This window comes from Gemmatimonadales bacterium (assembly GCA_036265815.1).
GTDB lineage: Bacteria > Gemmatimonadota > Gemmatimonadetes > Gemmatimonadales > GWC2-71-9 > CAVVWJ01.
Genome location: DATAOI010000019.1, coordinates 18,125 through 44,074 on the forward strand (window position 1 = coordinate 18,125; position 25,950 = coordinate 44,074).

Annotated in this window: 25 protein-coding genes; 19 read left to right on the plus strand and 6 right to left on the minus strand. The window is 69.1% G+C overall.

Annotation, left to right across the window (positions count from 1 at the left end):
• Positions 1-154: 154 nt before the first annotated feature.
• The 7 genes from VHR41_02825 to VHR41_02855 all read left to right on the plus strand — a co-directional run bounded on the left by VHR41_02825 (position 155) and on the right by VHR41_02855 (position 5,705).
• Positions 155-805 carry an NAD(P)-dependent oxidoreductase gene (locus VHR41_02825; GenBank protein ID HEX3233103.1) on the plus strand — a complete coding sequence of 217 codons (651 nt, stop codon included), beginning with the start codon at positions 155-157 and terminating at the stop codon, positions 803-805.
• 59 nt (positions 806-864) lie between these two features.
• Positions 865-1,371 carry a hypothetical protein gene (locus tag VHR41_02830; protein HEX3233104.1) on the plus strand — a complete coding sequence of 169 codons (507 nt, stop codon included), beginning with the start codon at positions 865-867 and terminating at the stop codon, positions 1,369-1,371.
• A 1-nt stretch (position 1,372) separates the two neighbouring features.
• Complete coding sequence (locus tag VHR41_02835; GenBank protein ID HEX3233105.1) at positions 1,373-2,320, plus strand: serine/threonine-protein kinase; 948 nt, start codon at positions 1,373-1,375, stop codon at positions 2,318-2,320.
• A 232-nt stretch (positions 2,321-2,552) separates the two neighbouring features.
• The gene (locus tag VHR41_02840; protein HEX3233106.1) at positions 2,553-2,978 is read left to right on the plus strand and encodes a plastocyanin/azurin family copper-binding protein; all 426 of its coding nucleotides are present in this window, start codon (positions 2,553-2,555) and stop codon (positions 2,976-2,978) included.
• Positions 2,979-3,163: 185 nt separating this feature from the next.
• A complete protein-coding gene (locus tag VHR41_02845; GenBank protein ID HEX3233107.1) occupies positions 3,164-4,636 on the plus strand; it encodes a PQQ-dependent sugar dehydrogenase in 1,473 nt (490 codons plus the stop codon).
• A 42-nt stretch (positions 4,637-4,678) separates the two neighbouring features.
• On the plus strand, positions 4,679-5,128 hold the full coding sequence (locus VHR41_02850; protein ID HEX3233108.1) for a DUF4440 domain-containing protein: 450 nt from the start codon (positions 4,679-4,681) through the stop codon (positions 5,126-5,128).
• Between the two features lie 10 nt (positions 5,129-5,138).
• A complete protein-coding gene (locus VHR41_02855) occupies positions 5,139-5,705 on the plus strand; it encodes a YcxB family protein (protein HEX3233109.1) in 567 nt (188 codons plus the stop codon).
• A gap of 57 nt (positions 5,706-5,762) precedes the next feature.
• Here the strand turns inward: VHR41_02855 and VHR41_02860 are convergent, their stop codons facing one another.
• From VHR41_02860 to VHR41_02870, 3 genes are read right to left on the minus strand one after another with little or no spacing between them, the layout of a single operon-like run.
• Positions 5,763-6,323, minus strand: coding sequence for a dihydrofolate reductase family protein (locus tag VHR41_02860; protein ID HEX3233110.1), 561 nt, complete (start codon positions 6,321-6,323; stop codon positions 5,763-5,765).
• On the minus strand, positions 6,311-6,763 hold the full coding sequence (locus VHR41_02865; protein ID HEX3233111.1) for a MarR family transcriptional regulator: 453 nt from the start codon (positions 6,761-6,763) through the stop codon (positions 6,311-6,313). The genes VHR41_02860 and VHR41_02865 overlap by 13 nt, the downstream gene beginning before the upstream one ends.
• A gap of 41 nt (positions 6,764-6,804) precedes the next feature.
• A complete protein-coding gene (locus VHR41_02870; GenBank protein ID HEX3233112.1) occupies positions 6,805-7,266 on the minus strand; it encodes a hypothetical protein in 462 nt (153 codons plus the stop codon).
• 145 nt (positions 7,267-7,411) lie between these two features.
• Here VHR41_02870 and VHR41_02875 point away from each other — a divergent pair, with 145 nt between their 5' ends.
• From VHR41_02875 to VHR41_02885, 3 genes are read left to right on the plus strand one after another with little or no spacing between them, the layout of a single operon-like run.
• Entirely contained in the window at positions 7,412-8,800 is a 1,389-nt protein-coding gene (locus VHR41_02875; protein HEX3233113.1) for a hypothetical protein, read from the plus strand.
• Positions 8,797-9,279 (plus strand): hypothetical protein, encoded by a 483-nt coding sequence (locus tag VHR41_02880; protein HEX3233114.1) that lies wholly within the window; start codon positions 8,797-8,799, stop codon positions 9,277-9,279. The genes VHR41_02875 and VHR41_02880 overlap by 4 nt, the downstream gene beginning before the upstream one ends.
• Positions 9,276-10,970, plus strand: coding sequence for a multicopper oxidase family protein (locus tag VHR41_02885; protein ID HEX3233115.1), 1,695 nt, complete (start codon positions 9,276-9,278; stop codon positions 10,968-10,970). Before VHR41_02880 ends, VHR41_02885 begins: the two co-directional genes overlap by 4 nt.
• Positions 10,971-10,985: 15 nt before the next feature.
• On the opposite strand, the gene VHR41_02890 is transcribed toward VHR41_02885, so the two are convergent.
• Both VHR41_02890 and VHR41_02895 read right to left on the minus strand, forming a co-directional pair.
• Positions 10,986-12,713 carry an FAD-dependent oxidoreductase gene (locus VHR41_02890; protein HEX3233116.1) on the minus strand — a complete coding sequence of 576 codons (1,728 nt, stop codon included), beginning with the start codon at positions 12,711-12,713 and terminating at the stop codon, positions 10,986-10,988.
• Positions 12,714-12,846: 133 nt separating this feature from the next.
• Positions 12,847-13,896 carry a hypothetical protein gene (locus VHR41_02895; GenBank protein HEX3233117.1) on the minus strand — a complete coding sequence of 350 codons (1,050 nt, stop codon included), beginning with the start codon at positions 13,894-13,896 and terminating at the stop codon, positions 12,847-12,849.
• A 184-nt stretch (positions 13,897-14,080) separates the two neighbouring features.
• Between VHR41_02895 and VHR41_02900 the strand changes: the two genes are divergently transcribed.
• The 8 genes from VHR41_02900 (at position 14,081) to VHR41_02935 (ending at position 25,466) form a co-directional block, all read left to right on the plus strand.
• Complete coding sequence (locus VHR41_02900; GenBank protein ID HEX3233118.1) at positions 14,081-15,283, plus strand: TolC family protein; 1,203 nt, start codon at positions 14,081-14,083, stop codon at positions 15,281-15,283.
• A complete protein-coding gene (locus VHR41_02905; GenBank protein ID HEX3233119.1) occupies positions 15,280-16,350 on the plus strand; it encodes an efflux RND transporter periplasmic adaptor subunit in 1,071 nt (356 codons plus the stop codon). The genes VHR41_02900 and VHR41_02905 overlap by 4 nt, the downstream gene beginning before the upstream one ends.
• Complete coding sequence (locus tag VHR41_02910) at positions 16,347-19,379, plus strand: efflux RND transporter permease subunit (GenBank protein ID HEX3233120.1); 3,033 nt, start codon at positions 16,347-16,349, stop codon at positions 19,377-19,379. Before VHR41_02905 ends, VHR41_02910 begins: the two co-directional genes overlap by 4 nt.
• Positions 19,380-19,446: 67 nt before the next feature.
• Entirely contained in the window at positions 19,447-21,801 is a 2,355-nt protein-coding gene (locus VHR41_02915) for a protein kinase (GenBank protein HEX3233121.1), read from the plus strand.
• 121 nt (positions 21,802-21,922) lie between these two features.
• On the plus strand, positions 21,923-23,128 hold the full coding sequence (locus VHR41_02920) for a cyclopropane-fatty-acyl-phospholipid synthase family protein (protein ID HEX3233122.1): 1,206 nt from the start codon (positions 21,923-21,925) through the stop codon (positions 23,126-23,128).
• A gap of 64 nt (positions 23,129-23,192) precedes the next feature.
• Positions 23,193-23,717: a DUF488 domain-containing protein gene (locus VHR41_02925; protein ID HEX3233123.1), complete on the plus strand. Its 525-nt coding sequence runs from the start codon at positions 23,193-23,195 to the stop codon at positions 23,715-23,717.
• A 225-nt stretch (positions 23,718-23,942) separates the two neighbouring features.
• Positions 23,943-24,302 carry a hypothetical protein gene (locus VHR41_02930; GenBank protein HEX3233124.1) on the plus strand — a complete coding sequence of 120 codons (360 nt, stop codon included), beginning with the start codon at positions 23,943-23,945 and terminating at the stop codon, positions 24,300-24,302.
• A 186-nt stretch (positions 24,303-24,488) separates the two neighbouring features.
• Complete coding sequence (locus VHR41_02935; protein ID HEX3233125.1) at positions 24,489-25,466, plus strand: invasin domain 3-containing protein; 978 nt, start codon at positions 24,489-24,491, stop codon at positions 25,464-25,466.
• 66 nt (positions 25,467-25,532) lie between these two features.
• Here the strand turns inward: VHR41_02935 and VHR41_02940 are convergent, their stop codons facing one another.
• Entirely contained in the window at positions 25,533-25,682 is a 150-nt protein-coding gene (locus VHR41_02940; GenBank protein HEX3233126.1) for a hypothetical protein, read from the minus strand.
• 29 nt (positions 25,683-25,711) lie between these two features.
• Here VHR41_02940 and VHR41_02945 point away from each other — a divergent pair.
• Positions 25,712-25,950 (plus strand): hypothetical protein (locus VHR41_02945; GenBank protein ID HEX3233127.1); only part of this gene is annotated, 239 nt, incomplete at its 3' end.

The following is a 25,950-nucleotide window of genomic DNA, read 5'->3' on the forward strand; positions in this document are numbered from 1 at the left end:
TGCTGGGGAGGGTGATGAGTGACACGCGCAGTTGTCGAACCGCGCGAGCCGACGCTAAGACGCAACGCCCTGATCGTCAAGAGAGGGGAGGGCGGACCGAAGGCGGAGACGCGCTCCGAGTGATATTTTCATAGCAAGCGAGGAGTGTGAGGTCATGAAGATCGTCATCTTCGGTGCTACCGGGAACATGGGCCAGCGCATCGCCAAAGAAGCCCTGCGCCGCGGCCACGAGGTCGTTGGCGTGGTCCGCGACCCCAAAGCCGTTGAGCCCCCCGACCCGAGCGTGCGCCTCGTGAAAGGCGATGCCACCAGCGCCGCCGACGTCGCCCGGCTTGTGAAGGGCGCCGACGCGGTGGTGAGCGCCATCTCCCCGCGCCCGAACCCACGGGGGCTCGCCGCACCGTCACTCGCCGCCAACGCCCGCGCCCTCATCGCGGGTCTCCGCTCGGCCGGCATTAAGCGAGTGCTCTACGTGGGCGGCGCCAGCAGCCTCGAAGTCGCCCCCGGCAAGGCACTCGCCGACCAGCCCGACTTCCCGGAGATCTACAAAGCCGAAGCGCGCGAGGGACGCGAGGCGCTGGCGGTGTGGCGCAACGAAGCGGCGGGACTCGACTGGACCTACCTGAGCCCCGCCGCGGAGATCGGCCCGGGCCAGCGCACCGGCAAGTACCGCACTACCGGCGACCAGCTCCTGGTCGACTCGTCGGGGAAGAGCTTCATCACCTTCGAGGACTACGCCGCGGCGGTGCTCGATGAACTTGAGCGCCCGCAACACATCGGTCGGCGCTTCGGCGTGGCGTATTGATTGTCGCGGAGCACGCGTTGATCTTGTGAGTAGATTGCTCGACTCACCCGGAGGCATCCATGAAAACGACGGTACTATCTGCCTGCGCGCTCGTCGCGCTGGCCACGACCGGCGGGGCTCAAACGTCCACCGCCTTCGCCGGCAAGATCACGTGCGCCAAGCCCGACCAGAATTACGCCGTGCCCATTGCCGATGGCCCGCATCACGCCCTGGCGCTCGCCTCGATCAAGTGTACCTGGACCGAGGGCACGCTGGGTGGGGAGCGCCTGAAGGACGAGCAGGAGACGATCTCGTCGGACGCGACGGGCGACGCCTCCAATGATCGAGGCTATGGCGTCGGCACCGTGGCCAACGGCGACAAGTATTTCGTCCACTTCAAGGGCGAGAGCAAGCTCACGGGCGGCCAGCCCACCAGCGGCGAGTGCACCTGGAAGTTCACCGGTGGGACCGGTAAGCTCAAAGACATCAAGGGGAAGGGCACCTGTAAGGGCACGTTCCGGCCGGACGGGACAGCGAGCTGGGACATCAAGGGCGATTACGTTCTCGGGGCCCCAGCCAAGAGTTGAGATGAGCGACCCAACCACAACCGCGCGGGATCGGGCCGTCGAGCTGGCCACCGCGCCGGGTGGCCCGCTGCACCTGGATCTCACCGGCGAGACGCTCGACGCGTACTACCGGGTCGAGCGACGGCTCGGCGAAGGCGGGATGGCGCACGTCTATCTCGCGCGTGACCTCCGAAACGACCGCGAGGTCGCCGTCAAGGTCCTGCTGCCCCAGCTGATGAGCGACGCGGAGTCAGTGAAGCGGCTGCGGCGCGAAGCGGCCATCGCGATGCGGCTCGACCACCCGAACGTCTGCCCCATCCTCGACGTGGGCGAGGCGCCTGACCTGCCCATCTACCTGGTGATGCCGTACCTCGCGGGTGAGCCGCTGGCCTTGCGCTATATGCGCCAGGGTCCGCTGTCGGTGGGCGATGGGATCCCGCTGCTGTTGCAGATCTGCCAGGGCCTCGCGCACGCGCACGGGCTGGAAATCCTCCACCGCGATCTCAAGCCCGAGAACGTCATGCTGGTGCCCGACCACCGGGCCGCGGGAGGTGTGCGGGCCGTCCTGCTGGATTTCGGCCTGGCCAAGGTCCTGCGCGACGAGCCGGGGCTGACCAAGCTCACGCGGAGCGGCATCGCCATCGGCACGCCGGAGTTCATGAGCCCGGAGCAGATCCTCGGGAAGCCGCTCGACTGGCGCAGCGACCTGTATGCGCTCGGGGTGCTCGCCTTCGAGATGTTCACCGGCCGCGTGCCGTTCGAGGGCAAGGGCCCGCAGGAGGTCACCCTCGCCCGGCTCAAGAACCAGCCGCTGCGCCTCCGCGCGCTGCAGCCCGAGCTCCCCGCGAACCTGGAGACCGTAATCGACCGGCTGCTGGCGCTCGACCCCGCGGGGCGCTACCAGTCCATGGACGAGCTGAGCGCGGCGTTCGCGTCGGTCACGGCGAAGCCGGGCGTGCGTGCACTGTAGTCCAAACACCGACATCCTCCTGAGCTTCCAGCCGATATTTCCTCCATGGTCCCCCTCGTAAACTTGCCCTACGAATCTCAGGCAAGATCACATTCAGGGGCGGGGGGATCTTATGATCAGGCGTTTTCTGGCGGCGGCCACGCTGGCAGTACTCGTGGCTTGCGGGAGTTACTCACCCACCGGCCCATCTGCCGGCGGGTCGGGGAGCGGTGGATATGGCGGCGGGGGCAGCATGGGCGGTGGGTCGACGGGGGGGAACAGCGGAGGGGGCTCCACTGGGGGGGCGACAGGCGGCTCGACCGGCGGTAGCACCGGCGGTAGCACCGGCGGCAGCACCGGGGGCAGCACCGGTGGCGGCGCGGCACCGGCCACGGCTGCCGTCATCGTCGGCAACATCTTCTTCAAGAGTGGCCACAACGGCTCCGCCAACTCGGCCGTGGACACCATCGCCGTGGGCGGCACCGTCACCTGGACTTGGACCAGCTCGGGTGCCGTCCCCCACAGCATCGAGTCGCTGGGCTCGCCCAGCTTTGCCAGCAGTGCCGTCCAGAGCGGCGACGGCAAGAAGTATCAGGTCACGTTCACCACGGCGGGTACCTACCAGTACGATTGTGCGGTTCACGGCACGATGATGTCAGGGAGGATCGTCGTCCGGTAGCGCACGCTCGACCCTCGCGGAGCTGCAGCGGGTTGCACTTGCGACACGATTCCCCGGAATCGTGTCGCATTTTCACTCCTTTTCGGCGTCTGGTTTGAGCCATACGCCTCTTCCGCCCCTCCGGAACCTCCGCCATTATCCAGATGACAGGCCGTCCTGCTGTCGTCTGATCAAGGGGAGGCGCTGTGCCGAGACCCCCGCTGCGCCGGCGTTCGACCGTGCTCGCCCTCTGCCACGTGCTGGTTGTTGCCGCCTGTTTTTCGGATCGCCCAGGCGGCGGCGGTGGAGATATCCAGGAGCCCGTGGTGGTCGCCACGGTCACCGTCACCGCCCCCAAGACCACCATCGATTCCGGGCAGACGGTGCAGCTCTCGGCGACAGCGAAGGACGCGGCCGGGAACGTGCTCGAGGACCGCACCGTCGAGTGGGCCACCGCCGATACCGCCGTTGCCTCAGTGTCCCCCACCGGTCTCCTGACCGGCCTCAAACCGGGTCAGGCCGAGATCCGCGCCGTCAGCGAAGGCGTCAGCGGTAGCCTCACGATCACGGTCGTCGCTGCTCCGGCCGGCCCGCCCGGTCCCCCCGGTCCGCCCGGTCCGGTGACTGTGGGACTTCAACAGGTCGCCTCCGGACTCGACTTCCCGCTCTACCTGACCTCACCAATGGGCGACGACCGGCTCTTCATCGTGGAGAAAGGCGGCGCGATCCGGGTGATCAAGGGCGGCACCGTCCTGCCCACCCCCTTCCTCGACATAACCAGCAAGGTCATGAGCGATGGCGGTGAGCTGGGCCTGCTCGGCCTCGCCTTCACTCCCGACTACGCGACGAGCGGGCGGTTCATCGTCTACTACATCGATCGATCGGGCAACAGCCGCATCTCGTCGTTCCAGGTGTCTGCCGATCCCGATGTCGCGGACCCGGCGAGCGAGACGTTGGTGCTCGGGGTCGAGCAGCCGGGTGTCGCCCACAAGGGAGGCCAGCTCCTCTTCGGGTCCGATGGCATGCTCTACATCGGGCTCGGCGATGGCTCCGACCACGATCAGGGACGGGGCCAGTCCCTGGCGGACCTGCTCGGCTCGATCCTGCGGATCGACGTCTCCTCGGGCGCTCCCTACACGGTTCCGCCCGACAATCCGTTCGTGGGCATCTCCGGCGACCGGCCCGAGGTCTGGAGCTATGGGTTCCGTAACCCCTGGCGCTTCAGCTTCGACCCGAGCACCGGCGATCTCTACGTCGGCGATGTCGGGGAGAGCAACTGGGAGGAAGTGGATCACGCCGCTGCCGCCGACGGCGCCGGCCGCGGTGTCAACTACGGCTGGAGCGTGATGGAAGGGACACATTGCGTCCGGGCCGGCTGCGATCAGACCGGGCTCACCCTACCCGTCGTGGAGTACGCTCACTCCGAGGGATGTGCCGTCATGAGCGGCTACGTCTACCGCGGCCCGGCAATTCCCTCGTTGCAGGGAACCTATTTCTACGCCGATTACTGCCTGGGCTGGGTGCGCAGCCTCCGGATAGAAGGCGGGATGGCAGTGGAGGAGACCGATTGGCCCGCGCTCGAGCCCGGAGGTCAGGTGACCAGCTTCGGCGAAGATGCCTCGGGCGAGCTCTACCTGGTCACCCAGCAGGGCGGCGTATTCAAGATCGTTGCGCACTGAAGCGATTCTGCCTAGTCACCACTCCCACAGACTGGAGGCCGTATGAACCGTCGTATCGCAGCGGGCCTTGTCACGCTCGCCCTGGCGTTGCCGCTCCCCGCGCTCGCGCAGGCCGGTGCGGACCTTCGTGCCCAAATCGGGAAGATGGACCAGGCATGGCAGACCGCCTACAACGCCGGAGACGCGGCCGCCCTCACCGCGCTCTACGCCAAGGACGCCACAGTCATGGCTCCCGGAGCCGAACCGGCCTCCGGCACCAGCGCCATTCAGGCTCTGTTTACAGCAGATCTCAAGCAAGGTGCGAAGAACACCTTGACCACGGGAGATGTCGTGGGTTTCGGCGACTTCGCCCTCGCGACCGGCGGCTGGGTGGCCAACTCCACCGACGGCAAACATCTGGACCACGGCCCCTATACGACGCTCTACAGGAAGGTGGGCGGTGGTTGGAAGATCTATCGGGACATCTGGAACAGCAGCATGGCAAAGAAGTAACCCAGAGCCCGTGGCTCCCCAGCGCGAGCTTCGCGACCGCTACGCCCTCGACTACGAGATCACCCGGGACGACCTGTTCGCCTTCCAGTGGCGAGCGGCCTTCACCTCCCCCAGGGCGCGACGCACCCGGCGCTGGGCCTACCTCGGCTGGCTCGCCGCGATCGTCCTGTTTGCGATCCTGCCCGCCATCGGCCGGGACGGCTTCGTTATCTCACGCGTGAGCTTCATCTTCATCCTGGTTGCGTTCCCCATCGTCTCCCTGGCGCAATGGTTCCTGGAGAGGCGGCTGATGCGGCGCGCCATCCGGCGACTGATTGCGGAGGAGAAGCCGGAGCGAGGTCAGGTGGGCAGGCATCGGCTGACGGTGAGCCGGGAGGGGATCGCCGAGAGCACGGCAGTCGGTGAGGCGCGCGCCTCCTGGGCCGGGGTGGATCGAATCGAGCACAACGCCGACTACATCTTCATCTACACGTCGGCGGTCGGCGCGCACGTGGTTCCCCGGCGCGCTTTCAGAGACGCCCAGGAGGCGGAGGACTTCCACCAGCAGATTCGAGACTGGAAGGCAGCGGGGCCATGAGCGGCCAGCCGGGCCAGTGCAACCGTAGCCGCGCTGGTGGCTGCCTCGTGCGCGAGGCTACCTCTGCTGGTAGCTGTTCACGACGATCCCGCTCGGATAGGCGGTCGACCCGATCAGCTTGAACGGCGTCTCGGCCTTGAACACCTGCAGCCCCTGCCCGATCGCCACGGGGTTGACGAAGAAGTGAAGCTCGTCGATCAACCCGGCCTGAATCAGCGACGAGACGAAGGTTGCGCCGCCGTACACGACGATGTCCTTCCCCGCCTGCCCCTTGAGCCGGCTGACCGCCTCGCGCAGATCCCCGCTCTCCACCCGGATGTTCTTACCCGGGACCTGGCTCAGCGTCTTGCTGAAGACGACCTTCGGGGTATCGACCATCTTGCGGGCGAAAACGTGTTCCGGGCTGTCCGGCCGCGTCATCAGCGCTTCCCAGTATTGCACGAACCCTCCGGTCATCTTTCTCCCCAGCAGGATCGTGTCACTGGTGTCGGTCAGGTGGGTGATGAACCCGATGAGCCGTTCATCATTGGCCTCAGTGGTCATCCAGGACAACTGACCGGCCGGCCCCGCCACGAAGCCGTCCACGGTGATCTGCATCTGCAGCTTCAGCTTTCGCATGACGATTCCTCGAGCTTGGTGGTCTCGGCGCGAAGCCGCTCGGCATTCCGCGCCAGGAAATCGGTGATCACGGCAAGATCGCGGGTGGAGTACTGCTCGACCAGGCGCGCGAGAGACCGGCGGGTGGAGGCGAACCGCTCGCCGGCCGCCGTGAGCCGGTCCCTGACCGGCTCGACCAGGACCCGTCTCCGGTCCGCGCTGTCCCGGGCCCGCCGCACGAACCCCTTGCGCTCGAGCCGGTCCAGCAGGTTCGTGACCGACGCGCTCGCCAACCCGGAATGCGCCGCGATCTCTCCCGCGCTCATGGGCCCGAGCCGCTCGAGAATGCCCAGCGTCTTGTAGTCGGTCGGATGCAGGTCGAGCTGGCTGGCCATGACGCCATGGAAGAGCACGGTGGCGTCGCTGTGCTCCCGTCCCACCCGGGCGAACGCCTCGAGCACCTCCGCTCGTGTGGAGGCCGGTCTCTTGCGGGGCGACGCGATCATGCCGCGAGCCGGGCGGCGGCCACGAGCGCGTCCATCAGCGCAGCACAGGTCACCAGATCCAGGGGAAACCGGCCGACGCTCCGTCGGTTCCAGCGGCGCGCGGCGTCTTCGGTGATGCTGCTCGGATCCGCGCGCTCGAACGCCAGCGCCTTGGGGATGAAGTCGAAGGCGGACCAGAGTCGCATGGCCGCATGGCTGGCGAGCGCCGCGAGCAGGGGCATCCGGACCGCCGGCTGGCCCCACGACACGATCAGCGAGGCGATCAACGACAGCTCGAAGGTGGTGTGGGCGGGAATCCAGAAGCGCCGGCGTGACACGCCGCCGCGGGCCGGCTGGATGAGCTCCGGCCGGCGGGGCCAAGCCGGGTCCACGACCAGAAATTCGTAGAGGCCGCCACCAAGCGAGGCGAGGGCGAGGGCGGCGGTCAGGGCCACGAGGGCCAGAGGCAGAGCGAGCACGAGCCAGATCCTTGGCAGAGCGGGGGTCGAATGTCGGCGTCGACGATAATACGGTGGACCGAAATATCTGTCAAGCCGTAATATCCCCCCCACGCAGGGAGGCAGACGCCTATCTTTGCAGGCATCCACCTCGAGAGGAGCCTCGATGTCCCGCCTGTTCATCTCCCTGGTCCTGCTATCTATCCCGGTTGCCGCCCTCCGGGCCCAAGACCCGGGGGTCGCGGTGCGCCCCTTCGACCAGAAGCATGGGGGCAGCAAGTCGGTGCACATGCTCGCCCACGTCGTGACCAACCCCGCCCCGTGGAAGGCGGCGGACATCGAGATGGAGCAGGACCCCGGGCGGCCGTACGTCTACGTCTGCGGGTTCGTCAACTTCGATACCCAGATCTACGACGTGAAGGACCCCGCCCACCCGCGCCGCGTCTTCCGCTGGCAGATTGATAATCCCGAGCTGCACCGCGGCATCGGCGCGATGGACGGGAAGTACTTCAAGATCGGCTCGAAGTATTTCTACGTGCAGTCACTCCAGTTCATGCAGGGCAGCCCCGACGCCGACCTCGGCGCCGTGGTGTTCGACGTGACCGGGCTGCCCGACTCGAGCAAGGTGAAGGAGGTGGCGCGCCTTCGCTATCCCGCGGCGCCGGGCGGCTTCCACAACATCTTTGCCTACAAGCATTCCGACGGTCGCGTGCTGCTCTTCGCCACCATCAATGACACCAAGGCGCTGGTCTACGACCTCGGCAAGGTGGTGAGTGGCGCCGATTCGACCGGCTGGATCGTCGGCGCCGTCCCCAACCCGACCCCCTTCAAGCAGATCGGCGCCGGCGGGTATCACGACTTTTACGTCGGCTACGATCCCGCCACTCACCAGGACAAGTTCTACGGCGCCGGGCTCGGCGGGTACTCGGTATGGGACGTGACCCATCCCGAGTCACCCACGGAGATGTTCACCCTGACCGGACTCGGCTTCGACATCGCACATACCTTCACACCGTCGCCCGATGGCCGGTGGGCGGTGACGATGACCGAATACGAATACACGCCGCTTCGGATCTGGGATCTCGGGCCCGGCCAGCGTGACTCGACCAAGAACCTCGACCTCGCCGTCAGCGCGTGGACCGCCGACTGGCGCGACCTGGCGCACAACCACGAGGTGCGGTGGCCTTACGTGTTCGTCTCCGCGTACGAAGATGGCTTCCAGGTGTTCGACCTCAAGAACCCGAGGGCGCCCAAGACCGACGGCTGGTACTACACCTGCGGGTGCAAGCACGGGAACGGCTTCGGTGGCACTCCGGACAACGGCTGGCAGGGGACCAACAGCGTGGAGCAGGGCGCGTTCGGCATCGACGTGCGAAACCGCGACGGGCTGATCGCGATGACCGATATGCGGAGCGGCCTCTGGCTCTTCCGGCTCGACGGGTTCAAAGGCTGGAACGGCCGCGACGTCGGCATGCCCAACATCTCGAGCGTGCAGGACTACGATCGTGGGCCCGTCGCCGCAGCGGGAAGCGCCCCGAGCCGCGAGACCCGGTGACCCGCACGCTCTCATGGTTGGCGACGCTGGCCGCGAGCGTGCTGGTGCTGTCCGGTGGCGGGCCGTACGACATCGCGTTGTTCCCGACACCCGTCGCCCGCGGCGCGAGCGGCGAGGCGCGGCTCATCCCTAGCGGCTCCCCCTTCGGCATCGGGGTGACAGCCGACGGGCACGCGAGCTACGACGTTCGCATCTCCGCGGCGAAGCTCCCGCGGCCGGAGAGACTGGGCAAGTTCGCCGCCTACGTCGCTTGGGCCGCCACGCCCGACCTGACCCAGTGGGTGCGGCTCGGCTCGGTCCGGAACGGCGTCTCTACCGTGGGTCCGGTCGAGCTCAACAAGTTCCTGTTGGTGATCACGGCCGAGCCCGACTCGTCTGCCGCGCGACACTCGGGCCCGACTGTCCTCCACGGCACTTCGCCCAGCGGCTGGCTCCTGTCCTTCCTGACGCATCCGCTGTTCCGCGGGATCGCTCAATGAGCCGCGCGGCGGTGGTACTCCTGGCGGCCGCGGCTGTCGCCGTGACCGCCAGCCGTCTCGCCGCTCAACAGCCGGCGCATCGAATGACGGACATGGACGGCGGGAAGCACCCGGATAGTGCCATGGCGATGCCGGTGCCGATGCCACGCGGGATGGTCATGATGCCGGGGCTCGTCGGCCTGACGCCGGGCACCACGCCCTTCGTCCCCGGGCGCGGCGTCGATCCCATGACGCTGCCGCCGGCGAAGCCGGCGTCGCTCACGCGTCTCGATGACGACGATACCCTCGACCTGACGGCCGCGCTGGTCCGGCGGACGATCCGCGGCCACGCCTTCGCCATGTACGCCTTCAACGGCCAGGTGCCGGGACCGCTCATCCGGGTCGCCCAGGGCGCCGCGATCGTCGTGCGTTTCCACAACCGGATCGACCTGCCGAGCACGGTGCATTGGCATGGCGTTCGTCTCGACAACGCATCCGACGGGGCCGTCGGCGTAACCCAGGACCCGGTGGCGCCCGGCGGCGACTACACGTACACGGTCCGCTTTCCCGACGCCGGCGTCTACTGGTACCACCCGCACGTCCGGGAGGACATCGAGCAGTCCATGGGCCTGTTCGGAAACATGGTGGTCGACTCCCCCGACGCCGACTACTACTCGCCGGCCAACCGGGAGGAGGCGCTGATGCTGAGCGACCTGCTCATCCAGGCCGACAGCCTCATTCCGTTCGGGAAGGAGGCGCCGGACTTCGCGTTGATGGGGCGGGTGGGGAACGTGCTGCTGGTGAACGGCGAGCCGGACTACGCGCTGCGCGCGCACCGGGGCGAGGTGATCCGGTTCTATCTCACCAACGCGGCCAGCTCGCGCACCTGGAACCTCTCGTTCGGCGGCGCGCCGATCAAGCTGCTCGCGTCGGACCTGAGCCGGTTCGAGCGCGAGGCCATGGTGCCGAGCGTGGTGCTGGGCCCGGCGGAGCGGTACCTCGTCGAGGTGCGCTTCGACCGGCCGGGGGCCTATCCGCTGCTCAACATGGTGCAGGCGATCAACCACTTCCGCGGCGAGTTCCAGTCAGAGGTGGACACGCTCGGGATGGTGCGGGTGGACTCGGCGGCGGCCACGCCCGATCACGCGCCCGCGTTCGAGCGGCTGCGAGCCAATACCGCCGTCTCGAAGGACATCGAGCGCTACCGGCGGTACTTCGACAAGGAGCCGGACAAGCGGCTGACGCTCACGGTCCGCACGGCCGGCCTCCCGCTCGCCACCGTGCAGTTCATGACCATCGATACCGCCTACTACGCGCCGGTCGAGTGGGTGGATGGGATGCCGGACATGAACTGGCTGTCGACCTCGAAGCAGGTCCGCTGGGTTCTTCGTGACGACGCGACCGGCAAAGAGAACGGGGCGATCGACTGGCACGTGAGACGCGGCTCGGTCGTGAAGCTCAGAATCGTCAACGATCCCCGCTCGTTTCATCCCATGCAGCACCCGATCCACCTGCACGGCCAACGCATGCTGGTCGTGGCGCGGGATGGCGTTCGCACCACGAACCTGGTCTGGAAGGACACCGCGCTCATCCCGGTCGGCTCTACCGTGGACCTCCTCATCGATGCCTCCAACCCCGGCGCCTGGATGCTTCACTGCCACATCGCCGAGCACCTCGGCGCGGGGATGATGGCGGTGCTGCACGTCGATTGAGAGCCGACGCGCCACCTACGATACGGCAGACTGCCCGGCGCCGCCGCCCACCTCGGCTCTCTCGCCGCGTGTCTCGAGCTCGGCCAGCACATGATGCACCACGGCGATCGCCATACTTCCCTCTCCCACGGCCGCCGAGCACCGCTTGATGGATCCGTGACGAACGTCGCCGGCGGCGAGGATGCCAGGCACGCTGGTCTCCAGGAGAAAGGGATCGCGCTCGAGCGGCCAGGTGGTCGGCGGACGCTCGCGCAGCAGATCCATGACGTCGCGACCGGTACAGATGTAGCCCCACTGATCCCGGATCACCGCGTCGGGCAGCCAGGCGGTCTGCGCCTCGCCTCCGATGAGCACGAAGAGCGCGTCGCTCGCCCGCCGCTCCCGGCGCCGTCCCTTGTCAGACGTCACTTCGATGGCCTCGAGGCTCTCCTTCCCCTCCACGCCGGTGACCTGGACTCCGGTCTCCACCGTGACGTTGTGCTGCTGCTCGAGTTGATCGATCAGGTAACGTGACATGCTCGCCGCAAGCGACTGTCCCCGCACCAGCATCGTCACCGATCTCGCGTAGTCGGCAAAGAGCAGGGCCGCCTGCCCGGCAGAGTTGCCTCCACCCACCAGGTGCACGTCGAGCCCCTGCATCTTGAGCGCTTCGGCCTTCGCGGCCCCGTAGTACACGCCATGCCCGACCAGTCGCTCGATCCCAGGCACCGAGAGCCGGCGCCAGTCGACGCCGGTTGCGAGAATCACCGTCCTGGCTTGGATGCGGGTCTCGTCGTCGAGGACGATGGTATGAGACGGCCCTTCCGCCCGGGGATCGCCCGGCTCCAGCCGAGCGACCGTTCGGGGCACCAGCAGCTCGGCGCCGAAGCGGAGCGCCTGCCGGCGCGCGCGAGCGCTCAGCTCGTCACCGCCGATGCCCACGGGGAAGCCGAGGTAGTTCTCGATCCGGGAGGAGGTGCCCGCCTGCCCCCCGTACGCCAGCCGCTCGACTGACAGCGTTCGGAGTCCTTCGGAGGCGCCATACACCGCGGCCGCCAGTCCGCCGATTCCGCCGCCGACGATCACGGCGTCGTAGGCCCGGTGCTTGGGCTGGGTCTGGAGCCCGAGTGCCTCCGCCAGCCCGCGGAAGGTGGGCGCCTCCAGCCGCCTGCCATCGGGGAGCACCACGGCCGTGGGAGTGACCCGGGCCTCCTGGTCAGCCGGAGAAGATCCGTTCGGCTCCTGCCAGACGAACGCCACACCGTTGCGCAGGAGGAAGTCACGCAGGTCGAAGCAGGCGGCATCGCGGGCGTCTCCGATCACCGTGACCACCCCGCGCGGGTGCTCGACCTGGAACTGGCTCAGGTGCTTCACCCGAGCCGCCATCGTCTTGGTGATCTCGGAGCTCAGCACCTGGCACTGACTCACCAGCTGCAGGAAATCCGCCCCCTCGAGCCGAAGCACGCGGCACGGCTCAGTGGCGCGGAGGTTGGCGATGGCGGGAGAGCCGAGCAGCAGCGGCACCTCGCCGAACGAGTCGCCTGGGCCATAGGTCGTGAGCCGATGTTCCTGGCCGTCGACGATCTTGAGCACGTCGATGTGGCCCTCGAGCAACCCGTAGAAGCCTGCGTTCTGGCCCTCGACGAGGAGCCACTCGTCCTTGCGCAGGCGGAGATCGGCCGCGCGGGCGGCCAGGGAGATGCGCTCGTCTTCCGGTACCTTGGAGAAGAGCGAGATATGGCGTATCAAGTCGGCAGTGATCACGTTGAGTCCAATGGTCGTATCGCTTCCAGGAATCGAGCCGGACCTCGAGGGTCCGGCGGGGACTCCGTAATCTATCGCAGCTCAGGCTCGCGCCTGCCGCATCCGCCGCCACGGAGGTGGAAGCCGAGTTTCGTCAGTGCTCTAGCACCAGCAGCGTGAAGGAGCCAGGAGCCAGATTGGGGCGGGGGTGCGGCTCCTCAGCCGTCGGTGCCGGCGTCTCGCCGAAGGCCGCGGTGACGGTGTACACACGGTGTGTGCGCTCATCCAGCGCCATCGTACGCGCGCCCCGGCGCGTGGAGACGTTGGACACCAGATGGAATGTCGTGGGGCTGTCCTCGTGGACCACCGTGAGGGTGCCATCTCCGTTGGACGCAAAGGCCAGCCCGGTGCCTGCGTCGAATGCCGCGCCATCAACTCCTCCGCCGATGGGGACCTGGGCGATCTTCCGGCCCGCTGCCGCGTCGCTGATGGCCATCAACTTGTTGTGACACCCGCTGAAGAGCAGATGGTGCCCGCGGTCGATTGCCAGCCCGGTGGGCTCCTCACAGGGGCCGAGGGGCCACCGGCGGGTGACCCGGAGGCGAGCCGGATCGATCTCCACCATCTCCGCCTTGTCCTCGAGGTTCACGTACAGTCGCCCCGTGCCGTTGCTGACGCCGAACTCGGGCTTGCCGCCGAGCCGGATAGTACCGAGGATCTGGCCGGACCCCGGGTCGATCGCTGTCGAGGAATTGGCGTCGCCGTTGAAGGTGAAGACGCGTTTGGACGCGGGATCGTACAGCACGCCGTCGGCGTCGTCGCCGGCCCGGGACCGCCGAAGGACCTTGAGCGTCTTGAGGTCGAACATGGTGACGCTGCTGTCGCGGCCGGAGGTGGCGAAGCCGTGTCCAGTCGGATAGGCCAGCGCCACGCCGTGCGCCCCGTTGAGGCCTGGGATCTCACCCAGCAGTCGGCCGGTCTCCGGATCGACGACCATGACCCGGGTCTGCCGCGCGATGAAGAGGCGGTGTCCGGCCGAGTCCAGGGTCACATAGTCCCATCGCCCCTCGCCGCCCAGCCTGATCTCGCGCGAGACGTGATAAACCGAGTCGGTCGGCTGAGCGACGGGCGGTATAGCCTCGGTCCACAGTGCAACAGAGCCGGCCAGGATGCGGAAGAGAGAGGGCAGGGTAGTCGATATCATGAGGAGACTCTAGTGTTGGGGGAGCGATTCCGTGACGCGACACCGTAGTGCTGTACGTAATGACGGACCAAGAGCGCTGGCTATCTGCCCACCCGCCGGTGGCGCGGTGGGGCATTTGCCTGCTCTCCAGGCCAGGTACACCTTCCATGCATAGACCGGCCGTCTTTCCGCCTCCACCGGAGGTTTGGCACGTGAGCCCGACGGCGGCATGCTGATGATCCTGCTGGGTGTCGCCATCCTGCTCCAATCGCCGGGGGATACCATCTCCCTGGACCAGGCGCTCGACCGCGCCCGCCACGCGCGCGCCTCGGTGGTGGCTGCGGCGGCCGCCGTCGCCGAGGCGCGGTCGGCGCTGCGCACAGCCGGCGCCGTTCCCAATCCCACCATCTCCTACAGTCGCACCGAATCCGTTCCGCGCAACCACCTGCTGTTCGACCAGCCGCTCGACTGGCTGCTCCGCCGCGGCAGCGACCGCTCGGCAGCGCGGGCAGGTGTGGACCGGGCGCTGGCGGATTCGTCGCTCGCGGTGGCCGGGCTGCTGCGCGAGGTGCGCTCCGCATACTTTCGGGCGCGCGCCTCGCGTCTGGCGGAGTCGCTGGTGCGCGCCCAGGCGGCCCTGGCCGACACCGTGGCCCGGCTCTCGGCAGCGCGACTCCGGGCCGGCGACATCTCCCTCCTCGAGCAGGAGCAGGCGGCGCAGGAGGCGGCCCGCGCCCGGCAGACGGCAGCGGCGGCACGCGAGACCGCACGGGTGGACGAGGCCGACCTGGCGCGAGCGATTGCCTGGGACGGTGTGCCGCCGACCCCAATCGGGCCCCTGGATGCGGGCCTCGACCAGCTACCCGACACTTCGGTCGACCTCGCGGCGCTTCCGGGCGTGCGCACCGCCACCGCGGATTCGGCCGCGGCCGCGGAGCAGGCGCGGAGCGCCGCGCGCGCCCGCGTGCCCCTGCCGACCGTCCAGTCCGGTGCGGAGTGGGGCGATGAGGCGCAGCCGGGCGCGCTCAGGGTCATCGGCCTCGCCCTGCCGTTCCCGCTCTGGAACCTGGGTGGGTCCAGAGTGGACGAAGCGCGAGCCCGCGCCACCCGCGCTTCGGCCCTCGCGCGCGAGGCGCGGCTCGACGCCGTCCGCCAGCTCCGGCTGGTACGCATCCATCTCGAGGAGACATCGGCGCGGGCGCGGTTCGATCGCGACTCAATCGTCCCTGGCGCCGGCGTGCTGCGGGGCCGGGCGCTGCGGGCGTACCAGGCCGGCGAGACCGGCATCCTCCCGGTGCTCGACGCGCTGCGCGGCGAACGCGACGCATCGCTCGGTGCCTTGCAGGATCAGCTCGCGTTCCAGGAGGCGCTCGCCGACTGGTATGCCGTCGTGGGATCGGCCAAGTGACCCGCCGTTTCCTGCTGCCCGGCCTGATCGTCGTGGCCGCGTGCGGCGGCAACTCGGGCGACGAGGCCGAGGGGAGCGGGGCCACGGCGAGGGTCCCGGTTGCGCTCGGCACCATCGCGCGCGATTCCCTCGCCGAGACGCTCGTCCTGACCGGGCGTCTGGAGCCGCGACCCGGCGGTGCCGCCCTGCTCGCCGCGCCGGCAGCCGGCGTCGTCCTGGCGGTGCGCGTCCAGGTGGGCGATCGGGTCGCGCGTGGGGCAACGGTGGTCGAGCTCGAAGTGCCTGAGCTCGCGGCCGACGCCGCGCAGAAGACGGCGGCCGCCGCCCAGGCTGAGCGTGAGGCAGATCGCCAGCAGCAGCTTCTGGCCGACGGAATCACCTCGGCGCGGCAGGCCGAGGAGGCCGCCGCCAGCGCGCGACAGGCGAGGGCCGCGGCATCGGCGTCCGGCGCGCTGCTGGCCCGGACCCGGGTCGCCAGCCCTATCGCGGGCCGGCTCCAGGAAGTCATGGTCCAGCGGGGCGAGCGGGTCGACGCCGGCCGCCCGCTGGCGCAGGTGATGGCCGCCGACACGCTCGATCTGGCGGTGCCGGTGCCCGCGCCCGATCTCGCACGTCTCCGCACCGGTCTGCCGGTGGACGTCCTGCAGGATGGGGACACGGCCGTCGCGCACGGGCGGCTCGCCGCCCTCGCGCCGGGCGTGGACACGCTGACCAACGCGGGCGAGGCCGTGATCCGAGTGCCCAATTCCGCCGGACGGCTGCATCCGGGCGCGGCGGCCGTGGCGCGCATCCGGCTCGGCGTCCGGCGCGATGTGCTGGTAATCCCGGACGCCGCGCTCGCGCTGGCCGGCGACAGCACCGTGGTCTTCGTGGTCGGGCGAGACTCGGTGGCGCACGCGCGTGTCGTGGCTCGGGGGCTTCGCGCCGGCGGACGCACCGAGATCCGGGGTGACGTGCGCGAGGGCGACAGCGTCGTGACCACCGGCGCCTTCGGCCTGGAGGACGGGATGCATGTCGTCTCGACCCCGCACTCCGCTCCACCTGCGGCGGCCGGACCGCCGCGGTGAGGTTTACCGGGTTCTTCCTTCGACACCGGGCAGCCGTCCATCTCGCCGTCGCGCTACTCGCCGCCGGCGGCGTGTGGGCGCTGCTTACTCTCCCCGCCGGTATTTATCCCGAGGTCACCTACCCGCGAATCGTGGTGCTCGCACGGGGTGGTACCTTCGAGGCCGAGCAGATGACGGTGGCGGTCACCCGCCCGCTCGAGGAGGCGTTGAGCGGAATCCTCGGCCTTCGGCGGGTCCGCACGCTCACCGTCCGCGGCTCCGCCGAGCTCAGCCTCGATTTCCGTCCCAACGCCGACATGCAGTTCGCGCTGAGTCAGGTGCAGGGCCGCCTGGCCGCCGCCCGGAGCTCGCTGCCGGAGGGGCTCGAGCTGAGCGCCGAGCGGCTCACGCCGTCGGTGTTCCCGATGCTGCAGTACGAGCTCACCGGCGCCGACCCGCTGGTGCTTCGCGACCTGGCCGAGTTCACCGTGCGGCCGCGGCTGGCCGGCCTGCCGGACGTGGGCGAGGTGGCCGTCGAGGGCGGGCGCGTCCGCGAGATCTCGGTGCAGCTCGATCCGGCCCGCCTCACGGCCAACGGGGTGAGCGTGGACCAGGTGGCGCAGGCCATCGGCGCTACCGACGTGGCTGAGGCCGCGGGTCGCACCGACCGCGATTATCGCCAGTACGCGATCGTCGTCTCCGGCCTCACCAATACCCCGGAGGCCGTGGGGCAGGTGGTGGTCCGTGAGAGCGGGCCCCGGCCGGTCCGCGTGGCCGACCTGGGCACGGTCGGGTATGGCGCCCAGGATCTCTTTCAGATCGTGGCGGGGAACGGCCGGCCTGCGGCGCTGGTCAACATCTCGCGTCAGCCGAGCGGCAATACCCTGCGGCTGCAGGCGGCGGTGCGCGCGGCCATGGATTCGATCCGGCCGCTGCTGCCGACCGGGGTCCGGCTCGAATCGGTCTACGACCAGGCGGCCCTGGTGCGCGACTCCATGCGCAGCGTGCGCGACGCGATGCTGATCGGCGGCGCCCTGGCGGTGCTCGTGCTCCTCCTCTTCCTCGGCGAATGGCGCACCACGGGCGCGGCCGCGCTGAGCCTGCCGCTCACCGTGGCGATCACCCTGCTGGGGCTCGCGCTGGCGGGTGACTCGCTGAACCTGATGAGCCTGGGCGGCCTCGCCGTGGCCATCGGGATCATCATCGACGACGCCGTGGTCGTGGTGGAGAACATCGAGCGGCGGCTGGCCCTCCATCCGGGCGAGTCGCCAGCGGAGGTGGTGCGGAGCGGTACGGACGAGATCGTCGGGCCGGTGGCGGGCTCGACGCTCACGACGGTCGTCGTGTTCGCGCCACTGGGGCTGCTGACTGGGGTGGTGGGCGAGTTCTTCCGATCGTTCGCCCTGGCGCTGGCAATAGCGGTGTTCCTGTCGCTGGTGCTGGCCATGACCCTGATCCCCGCGATCATAGCGCCGTCCGGGCGGCGATCCGTGCCGCGGCTCTCGCTCCGGCCGCTGGAGGAGCGCTACGCTCGCGCGATCGGCTGGATGCTGGGACACCGCGGCGCGGCCGTGGCGGCGTGCGTGGCGCTCCTGGCCCTCGGTCTCGGTCTCAGCCGGGTGATCGGGACCGGCTTCCTGCCGGAGATGGACGAGGGTGGGTTCATTCTCGATTACTGGGCGCCGGCGGGAGCCGCGCTGTCCGAGACCGATCGCCAGGTGCACGTGATCGAAGGGATTCTGCTCGCCGACTCCGCGGTCCAGGCGTTCACCCGCCGCACCGGCAGCGAGCTCGGTTTCGCCGCGACCTCGCCCAACCGGGGCGACTTCACCGTGCTGCTCAAACCTCGACGGCGGCGTCCGTCGGTGTATCAGGTCATGGACCGGGTGCGCGTGGCGGCGGAGCAGCGCGCGCCGGCGGTGCGGGTGGAGTTCGTGCAGCTCATGCAGGATGTGATTGGCGACCTGGCCGGCGCGCCCGAACCGGTCGAGCTCAAGCTGTTCAGCCGCGATCAGGCCGCCGCCGAGCGGGCGGGGCGAGCCGTGGCGGCCGCCATCGAGCCGACGCCCGGCCTGGTGGACCTGTTCGATGGCGTGCAGGGCGTCAACCCCGAGCGGCGGGTGGACCTCGACCCGGCTCGCGTGGCCCGGCTGGGGCTCACCGCGGCCGAGGTACAGACGCAGGCGCGAGCAGCGCTGTTCGGGGCTGACGCCGGAACCGCCCGAGAGCCGGACCGCCTGGTGCCGATCCGCGTCCGCCTGACCGACAGCCTGCGCCAGCAGGGCGACGTGCTCGCTCGAGTGCCGATCGTCGGGCCCGGCGGCTGGCTGCCGCTGGCGCAGCTCGGCCAGGTGCGGGACAGCGGCGGAGCCAGCGTACTGCTGCGGGAGAACCTGCGTCCCTATGTGGCAGTGACTGGCCGGACCAGCGGCCGGAGCCTCGGCGGCGTGATGGGCGACGTGCGGCGCGCCCTCGGCCGGGTGGTGCTGCCGGCCGGTGTCACGCTGGAGATCGGTGGGCAGTACGCCAGCCAGCAGGCCGCGTTTCGGGAGCTGTTGGGCGTGCTCGCGCTCGCGATCGGCGCCGTGCTGCTGTTGCTGGTGGCCCAGTTCGGGAGTTTCCGAGGACCGCTCGCGATCATCCTCGCGGTCCCGCTCGGGGCCACCGGTGCGCTGCTCATGCTCGGGGCCACCGGCGTGCCGTTCAACGTCTCCAGCTTCATGGGGCTCATCCTGCTGGTCGGTCTCATCGTCAAGAACGGCATCCTGCTGCTCGACGCGGCACACCACGCGTCTGATGGGGGCGAGGATACCGCAGGGGCGCTGGCGCATGCCGGACGGGTCCGGCTGCGGCCGATCCTGATGACGACGGTTTGCACCCTCGCCGGGCTGGTGCCCCTGTCGCTCGGTCTCGGCGCGGGCGCGGAGCTGCAGCGGCCGCTGGCGCTTGCGGTAATCGGCGGGCTCGTGGTCTCGACCCTGGTGACGCTGCTGATCGTCCCAGTGCTGATCGAAGTGTTTGGGGAGCTCGAGCGGCGCGCGCGGGTCTGATCGGGTCCTTGCTTGCCCGCCCCGCCCGCCGGCGCCACATTCTCTCCACCGGAGAAAAGGCGGCGCCATGGAACTCCTCGCACGGCTGGCGACGGCGCTGGGCGATCGATACCGGGTTGAGCGCGAGCTTGGCCGGGGTGGGATGGCCATCGTCTTTCTCGCCGAGGATCTCAAGCACCACCGACCCGTCGCCATCAAACTGCTGAAGCCCGAGCTGTCGGCCATCCTCGGCAGCGACCGGTTCCTCCGTGAGATCGAGATCGCCGCGGGCCTGCAGCACCCTCACATTCTCCCGCTGTACGATTCGGGGCAGGCGGATGGCCTGCTCTACTACGTCATGCCGTTCGCCGAAGGCGAGTCGCTCCGCCAGCGGCTCGCGCGGGAACCGCAGCTTCCGCTGGACACGTCGCTTCGGATCACCCGAGAAGTCGGCAGCGCCCTGCAGTACGCCCACGAGCACGGCATCGTGCACCGGGACATCAAGCCGGAGAACATCATGCTCTCCGGCGGCCAGGCCGTCGTCGCCGACTTCGGCATTGCGCGGGCCCTGAGCGCCGCGGGCACGGAGCAGCTCACCCAGAGCGGCATCGTCGTCGGTACGCCGCAGTACATGAGTCCGGAACAGTCCGGCGGTGCCGCGGTGGACGGTCGCAGCGATCAGTACAGCCTGGCGTGCACTCTATACGAGATGCTGATCGGTCAGCCTCCCTTCACCGGACCGTCCACCCAAGCGGTCCTCGCCCGGCACTCGCTCGAGCCCGTCCCGAGCCTGCGGGTGGTTCGCCAGACCGTGCCCCAGGCGATGGAGACGGCCATCATGCGGGCCATGGCGAAGCTGCCCGCCGACCGCTTCGACTCCATGCAGCAGTTCCTGGACGCTCTGCAGTCACCGGAGATCGCGACAGTCCCAGCGCCGGTGCCCACCTCGCCGCGGAGCGGGCCTGCGCCGCTGGCGCGCCGAGTGGGACTGATTGCGCTCGGAGCCGGCCTGGTGCTGGCCGCAGCCATCTGGTGGTTGGTCGCACGAGCTCCTGCGGGCGGGGTCCACCCCGCCTCGAGCATGATCAGGGCGGTCGCGGTGCTCCCGTTCCAGGAGCTGGGCAGCAGTCCGGATAGCTCCTATCTCGGCGAGGGCATGACGGAAGGGCTCATCGCCGATCTGGCCGAGATCGGCTCGTTGAAGGTGATCTCGCGCTCCTCCGGCGCCGCGGCCCAGGGGACCGCCCGGCCGCTTGCCGAGCTGGCGAGGGAGCTCGGTGTCGACGCGGTCGTGAAAGGCTCGATTCGAAGGGAAGGGAATACGGTCCGGATCGGCGTCCGACTCCTCCAGGCCCGGGATAGTGCCCTCCTCTTCGCGAAAGACTATCGAGGTGGGCTCGGTGAGCTGCCGGACCTGCAACGGCGGATCACGCTCGCTCTCACCGGGTCGATCAAGGCCGACGTCAAAGGCACAGAGCGAAGCCGTCTCGATGCCCGCCGAGAAGTGGATCAGCGGGCCTACGAGGCCTACCTTCGCGGCCGCTTCTATCTGGATCGGGGCGAGCTGGAGCAGGCCCGCAAGCTGTTCGAGCATGCCGGCCACATGGCTCCGGATTGGGCGCCGCCTTACGTGGGCCTGGCCAACTATTACACCGCGCTTCCCTTCTACACCGACGTGTCACCGGTGGAGGTCCTGCCGAAAGCCCGGGCGGCGCTGGTACACGCGCTCCAACTGGACGAGACCCTGGCGGAAGCGCATGCGGCGACCGCCTACATTCGGGCCTACTACGAATGGGATTGGCGCGCCGCCGAGCAGGAGTTTCGGCGCGCGCTCGAGCTGCGGCCCAACTACGCCGACGCGTACTTCTCCTACAGCCGCTTTCTCGCGTCACGCCGCCGGCTGGATGAGGCAATCGCGCAGCTCGGCCGGGCCCTGGAGCTGGACCCGCTCTCGCTGCAGCTGCAGACCAACCGCTCCCTGCTCGACTACTTCGCGGGTCGATACGACGAGGCGGAGCACGGGCTTCGGGAGGTCCTCAAGAGCGACTCCAGCGACGCCCTCGCCAAATGGGGGCTGGCGCTGGTAGCCGAACAACAGGGGAGACTCGACGAGGCCATCGCGGTCCTGCAGCCGGTCGTCGGCAGCAGCCTCATGCGCGCGTCGTCCCTCGGGCACGTCTATGCGGTCGCCGGGAAGACCGCCCGTGCCCGAGGCGTGCTCGAGTCGCTTCGCAAGGCCGCGGCCGGGCAATACGTGCCCTCCTATTGGTTTGCACTGGTACACGCCGGGCTGGGAGAGCGGGAGCAGGCGCTCCGCGACCTGGAGCGCGCCTACGAGGAACGCTCGACCGTCCTCGCCTACGTCTTGATCGATCCACGGCTCGCGCCGCTCAGGAGCGACCCACGGTTTCTCGCGCTGGCTCGACGGCTTGAAGGGGAGTGAGGCCGGCCGCAACAGCAGCAGATGCCGCCCTGGCCCATTCTGCCGATGCGAGCCACCCCCGGCCTCGCTAAGCTGCGAACGACAGCCCTTGCGTCCGCACTCCAGGCCGCCGGTGACGACCATGCCCTTCGCCTCGACCGCTCCCCTTCGCCGTGAGATTCAGCGGCTCTTTCCCGACCGCCCCTTCGCCATCGAGCTCTGGGACGGAACCGGCGTCCCCGCCACCGACGGGGGTGGCCCCACCCTTACCATCCGGTCTCCCCGCGGCGTGGCCCACGTGCTGCGCGCACCCGGCCAGCTCGGCCTCGGCCGCGCCTACGTGACCGGTGAGCTCGAGGTGAGTGACCTCGACGCCTTGGTGGATGTGGCCGACTCCTGGCACCCGCCCAGCTTGTCCGCCCGCCGCCGCGCCCGTCTCATGCTCGCCGCGGCACGGGCCGGCGGCGCGGTCCCCGGCGTCCCGGCACCGGCGGCCGAGCTGCGTCCCCGCGGCGTGCTCCACTCGCGGGGCCGCGATGCCCGGGCGGTCCGCCATCATTACGACGTGTCCAACGAGTTCTTCGCGTTGTTCCTCGATCGCTCGATGACCTACAGCTGCGCCTTCTTCTCGCGCGCTCCCGACTCGCTCGAGGCGGCGCAGGAGGCCAAGCTGGAGGTCAGCTGCCGGAAGCTCGCGCTCAGACCCGGCGAGCGGGTGCTCGACGTCGGATGCGGATGGGGCGGCTTCGCCATCCATGCCGCCACGCGGCACGGCGTGGACGTCGTGGGAATCACCCTCTCCCAGCGGCAGGCGGCGTTCGCCCGCGAGCGCGTCCGCCTGGCTGGGCTGGAGAAGCGGGTCCAGATCCTGCTACTGGACTACCGCGATCTCGCCGGCGAGCGGTTCGACGCCATCGCCAGCATCGGCATGGTGGAGCACGTCGGTGGCGAGCGGATCGACCTGTACGCCAGGCGGCTGGCCGGCATGCTCCAGCCGGGCGGCAGGCTGCTCAATCACGGCATCGCGCGGCTGTACGAGGCGGCGGTGGGGGCATTCACCATGCGTTACGTGTTTCCCGACACCGACCCGCTGCCGCTCTCGCGCGTGCTGCTCGCGCTCGAGCGCGCCGGCTTCGTGTCCGAGCACGTGGAGGGATTCGGGCAGGACTACGTGGAGACGCTGCGCCACTGGGCGCGGCGGCTCGACCGGCGCCGCGCCGAGGCCGCCGGGATCGCGGGCGAAGAGCGGCTCCGGGTGTGGCGGTTGTATCTGCGGGGAGCGCGCAAGAACTTCGAGTCGGGGTTCATTTCGGTCTACCAGGTACTGTGCCGCCTGGCGCGCCGGTAGGCCCGACTGCTGAGGGTACGCAGCCGCCGAACCCGCCCACCCTCGGGCCGGCATACATTGAGGAATGACGCCGCGCCTCTGGACGGTGGGCCACTCCACCCAGCCGTTGGACCAGTTCCTGGCATTGCTGGCAGCTCACGACATCGAGCTGGTCGCCGATGTCCGCCGATATCCTGGCAGCCGCCGATGGCCACACTTCGCCGGCGAGGCCCTTGCCAAGTCTCTCTTCGCTGCCGGCCTCGACTACGAATGGTTTCCAGAGCTCGGTGGACGGCGACAGCCGCGCGCCGACTCCGCGAACACCGCATGGCGCAGCACGGCCTTCCGCGGTTACGCTGATTACATGGCGACGCCGCCGTTTGCGGAAGGCCTGGCCCGACTCGCGGACCTGGGGTGTGGCCTCCGGACCGCCATCATGTGTGCGGAGGCCCTCTGGTGGCGGTGTCACCGCGCCCTCATCTCTGACGGGCTGCGCTGGGCGGGCTTCGAGGTCTACCACATTCTGGGGCTCACCTCGTCCATCCCACACCCCTATACCTCGGCGGCCCGGATCACGGCGGGTCTCTTGAGCTATGCGGGGCCGAGTTGAGCATGAGCAAGGTGCCGGCGGTCACCCTGTCGTCCCCATCGCGTCCGCGGTGCTGCTGATCGCCATCATCGTGGGCCTGCTTGTGTTTCCCCAGAAGCCGGCCGTCCGGAGCCATTGAAGCGCAGGTGAGCCCTGGACGTGGCGGCGGTCACCGCCGGACGCGGCCCTCGGCGATCATTGTGAGGGGCCCCAGCGGGGCGAACCAATGATTCGGAGAGAGAGGCCATGGCACTGACCGACGAGCAGCGTCGCCATCTCGAACAGCGTCTCCAGGAGGAGCGCCAACGCGCCCTGCGGGTCATCCGCAGCTATGACGAGTCTGGCTCGAACCCCACGGGCGATGGCGACCTCACCAACTACCCCTTTCATATGGCGGACAAGGGCACCGACAGCTTCGATCAGGAGATGTCGACTCAGCTGGCCGAGCGTGCCACCCGTGAGCTGGAAGAGATCGATGCGGCCCTGCAGCGGCTCTACGAGACTCCCGATCGGTTCGGCCTCAGCGAGTCCACCGGGCAGCCGATCCCATTCGAGCGGCTAGACATCATCCCCTGGGCACGGACAGAGATCAGAGAGGCGCCCTAGCGGGGATTGTGACGGCCGTCCTCTCCTCGGATCCGGCGCCTGGCTATCCTGAGATCAGATCCTTGCCGATCAACCTCTCACTTCCCGCCTCCCTTGCGCCTCGTCCCCCTTGCCGCGCCGCTCTGCATGGTTGCCGCCCTCGGATGCGGTGGCGCTGACCTGGTCCTTCCGGTCTCAGAGGGGCCAATGCAAGTCGTTGCCGTGCATGGAGATCGCCAGGAAGGCAAAGTCGGCGAGCCGCTGGACGACTCGCTGGTCGTGAGAGTCGTGGATACGACCGGCGTCGGAATCTCCGGCCGCGAGGTCACTTGGGCGGTGACCATCGGTGGAGGAACGTTGGTCCCGGAGAGGGACACCAGTGACGCCGATGGCCTCGCTTCCGCGAAGTGGACCCTGGGCCCGGAACCCGGTGCCAACGCGGCCCGAGCCACCATCTCCGGTATCAGCTTCGTCACCTTCACGGCCGTCAGCACCGGCGGGGGCGATGGCGGCGGCAACGGCGGGGATTCTACGCCGAGCGCTAGCCGCTCCAGCCTTTCGGCGGACCCGGCCTCCATTGTCGCGGGTGCCGGGAGCTCGACGATCACGGTGACCGTCCGAAATGATCGGGGAGATCCGATCGAGGGCGCCACCGTGTCGCTCGAGGCCAGCGGTACCGGCGTCACAGTGACGCAGCCCGATGGCGCGACTGAATCGGATGGCACCGCCACCGGCACGGTGGCCGGCGCCGCGCCGGGAACGATCGTCGTCTCGGCCACCGTAAACGGCTCGATACGACTGGCGCAGACCGCCGATGTGACGGTCACCGAGGTTCCGGAGACCCAGGTCGATCACTTCGTCTTTCGGCTTCAGCCCCACGACGTACGCAAGAACGAGCGATTCCGGGTCGAGGTCGCCATGGCGGATGCGGATGGCAATCTGGTTCCTCTCGCCGGAATCCTGCTGTATCTCGGGTTGTTCCCGGTAGGGAGTGATTCGCCGACCAACACTCGGCTGCTGGGCAATCGCTTCAGGGAGACTGAGGACGGGGTGGCCGTGTTCGACGATCTGGCGGTCGACAAGAAGGGACACTACCGGTTGCGGGTTCTGTCCGATCAGCTGCCCGAGCTGGGGCCCCACGGGCCGGAGCCGTACCTGTTCAGTCTGCCGTTCGAAGTGAAATGACGCTGCCGCCGAGAGCTCGAGCTCTCGGCGGCGGTTCCACATTCCCTTTTCGCTCCACTCCCTGGCTCAGGGATACCAGTTCGCCCCGAACCTGATCCGGGTCGTGGTGGTGTTGTTGGGCGTCCCCCAGTCCTGCCGCTGCCCGTCCACCTTGATGTTCCTCAACTTCCCCACACCCACGCTGAGCCCGCCGTCCAGCGCGAGCTTCGGCGACACGAAGAGCTGCACTCCGCCGGACGCGCGCCATGCGGCTGGACCCGCGCTCGCCCACCGTGGCGCGGCGGGTCGCCACCGTGCACATCTTCCTCCGGCAGTACGACAGCGCCGACGCCGCCATAGACCGCGCCATCACTCTCGCGCCGACCAGCCCGCAGATGGTGCTGCTCAAAGTGCTCGTCGCGCTGGGCCGGGGCGATCTCGGCAGCGCCCGCACGGCGGTCCGCGGTGCCGCGGATCGGATCGACGCGACCGCGCTCGTTGCCTT

Bases quoted from the DNA above. Each gene is read 5' to 3' on its own strand.
- VHR41_02825 (HEX3233103.1), top strand. From the start codon at position 155: ATGAAGATCGTCATCTTCGGTGCTACCGGGAACATGGGCCAGCGCATC.
- VHR41_02830 (HEX3233104.1), top strand. From the start codon at position 865: ATGAAAACGACGGTACTATCTGCCTGCGCGCTCGTCGCGCTGGCCACG.
- VHR41_02835 (HEX3233105.1), top strand. From the start codon at position 1,373: ATGAGCGACCCAACCACAACCGCGCGGGATCGGGCCGTCGAGCTGGCC.
- VHR41_02840 (HEX3233106.1), top strand. From the start codon at position 2,553: ATGGGCGGTGGGTCGACGGGGGGGAACAGCGGAGGGGGCTCCACTGGG.
- VHR41_02850 (HEX3233108.1), top strand. From the start codon at position 4,679: ATGAACCGTCGTATCGCAGCGGGCCTTGTCACGCTCGCCCTGGCGTTG.
- VHR41_02860 (HEX3233110.1), bottom strand. From the start codon at position 6,323: ATGCGAAAGCTGAAGCTGCAGATGCAGATCACCGTGGACGGCTTCGTG.
- VHR41_02875 (HEX3233113.1), top strand. From the start codon at position 7,412: ATGTCCCGCCTGTTCATCTCCCTGGTCCTGCTATCTATCCCGGTTGCC.
- VHR41_02885 (HEX3233115.1), top strand. From the start codon at position 9,276: ATGAGCCGCGCGGCGGTGGTACTCCTGGCGGCCGCGGCTGTCGCCGTG.
- VHR41_02895 (HEX3233117.1), bottom strand. From the start codon at position 13,896: ATGATATCGACTACCCTGCCCTCTCTCTTCCGCATCCTGGCCGGCTCT.
- VHR41_02915 (HEX3233121.1), top strand. From the start codon at position 19,447: ATGGAACTCCTCGCACGGCTGGCGACGGCGCTGGGCGATCGATACCGG.
- VHR41_02920 (HEX3233122.1), top strand. From the start codon at position 21,923: ATGCCCTTCGCCTCGACCGCTCCCCTTCGCCGTGAGATTCAGCGGCTC.
- VHR41_02925 (HEX3233123.1), top strand. From the start codon at position 23,193: ATGACGCCGCGCCTCTGGACGGTGGGCCACTCCACCCAGCCGTTGGAC.
- VHR41_02930 (HEX3233124.1), top strand. From the start codon at position 23,943: ATGGCACTGACCGACGAGCAGCGTCGCCATCTCGAACAGCGTCTCCAG.
- VHR41_02935 (HEX3233125.1), top strand. From the start codon at position 24,489: ATGCAAGTCGTTGCCGTGCATGGAGATCGCCAGGAAGGCAAAGTCGGC.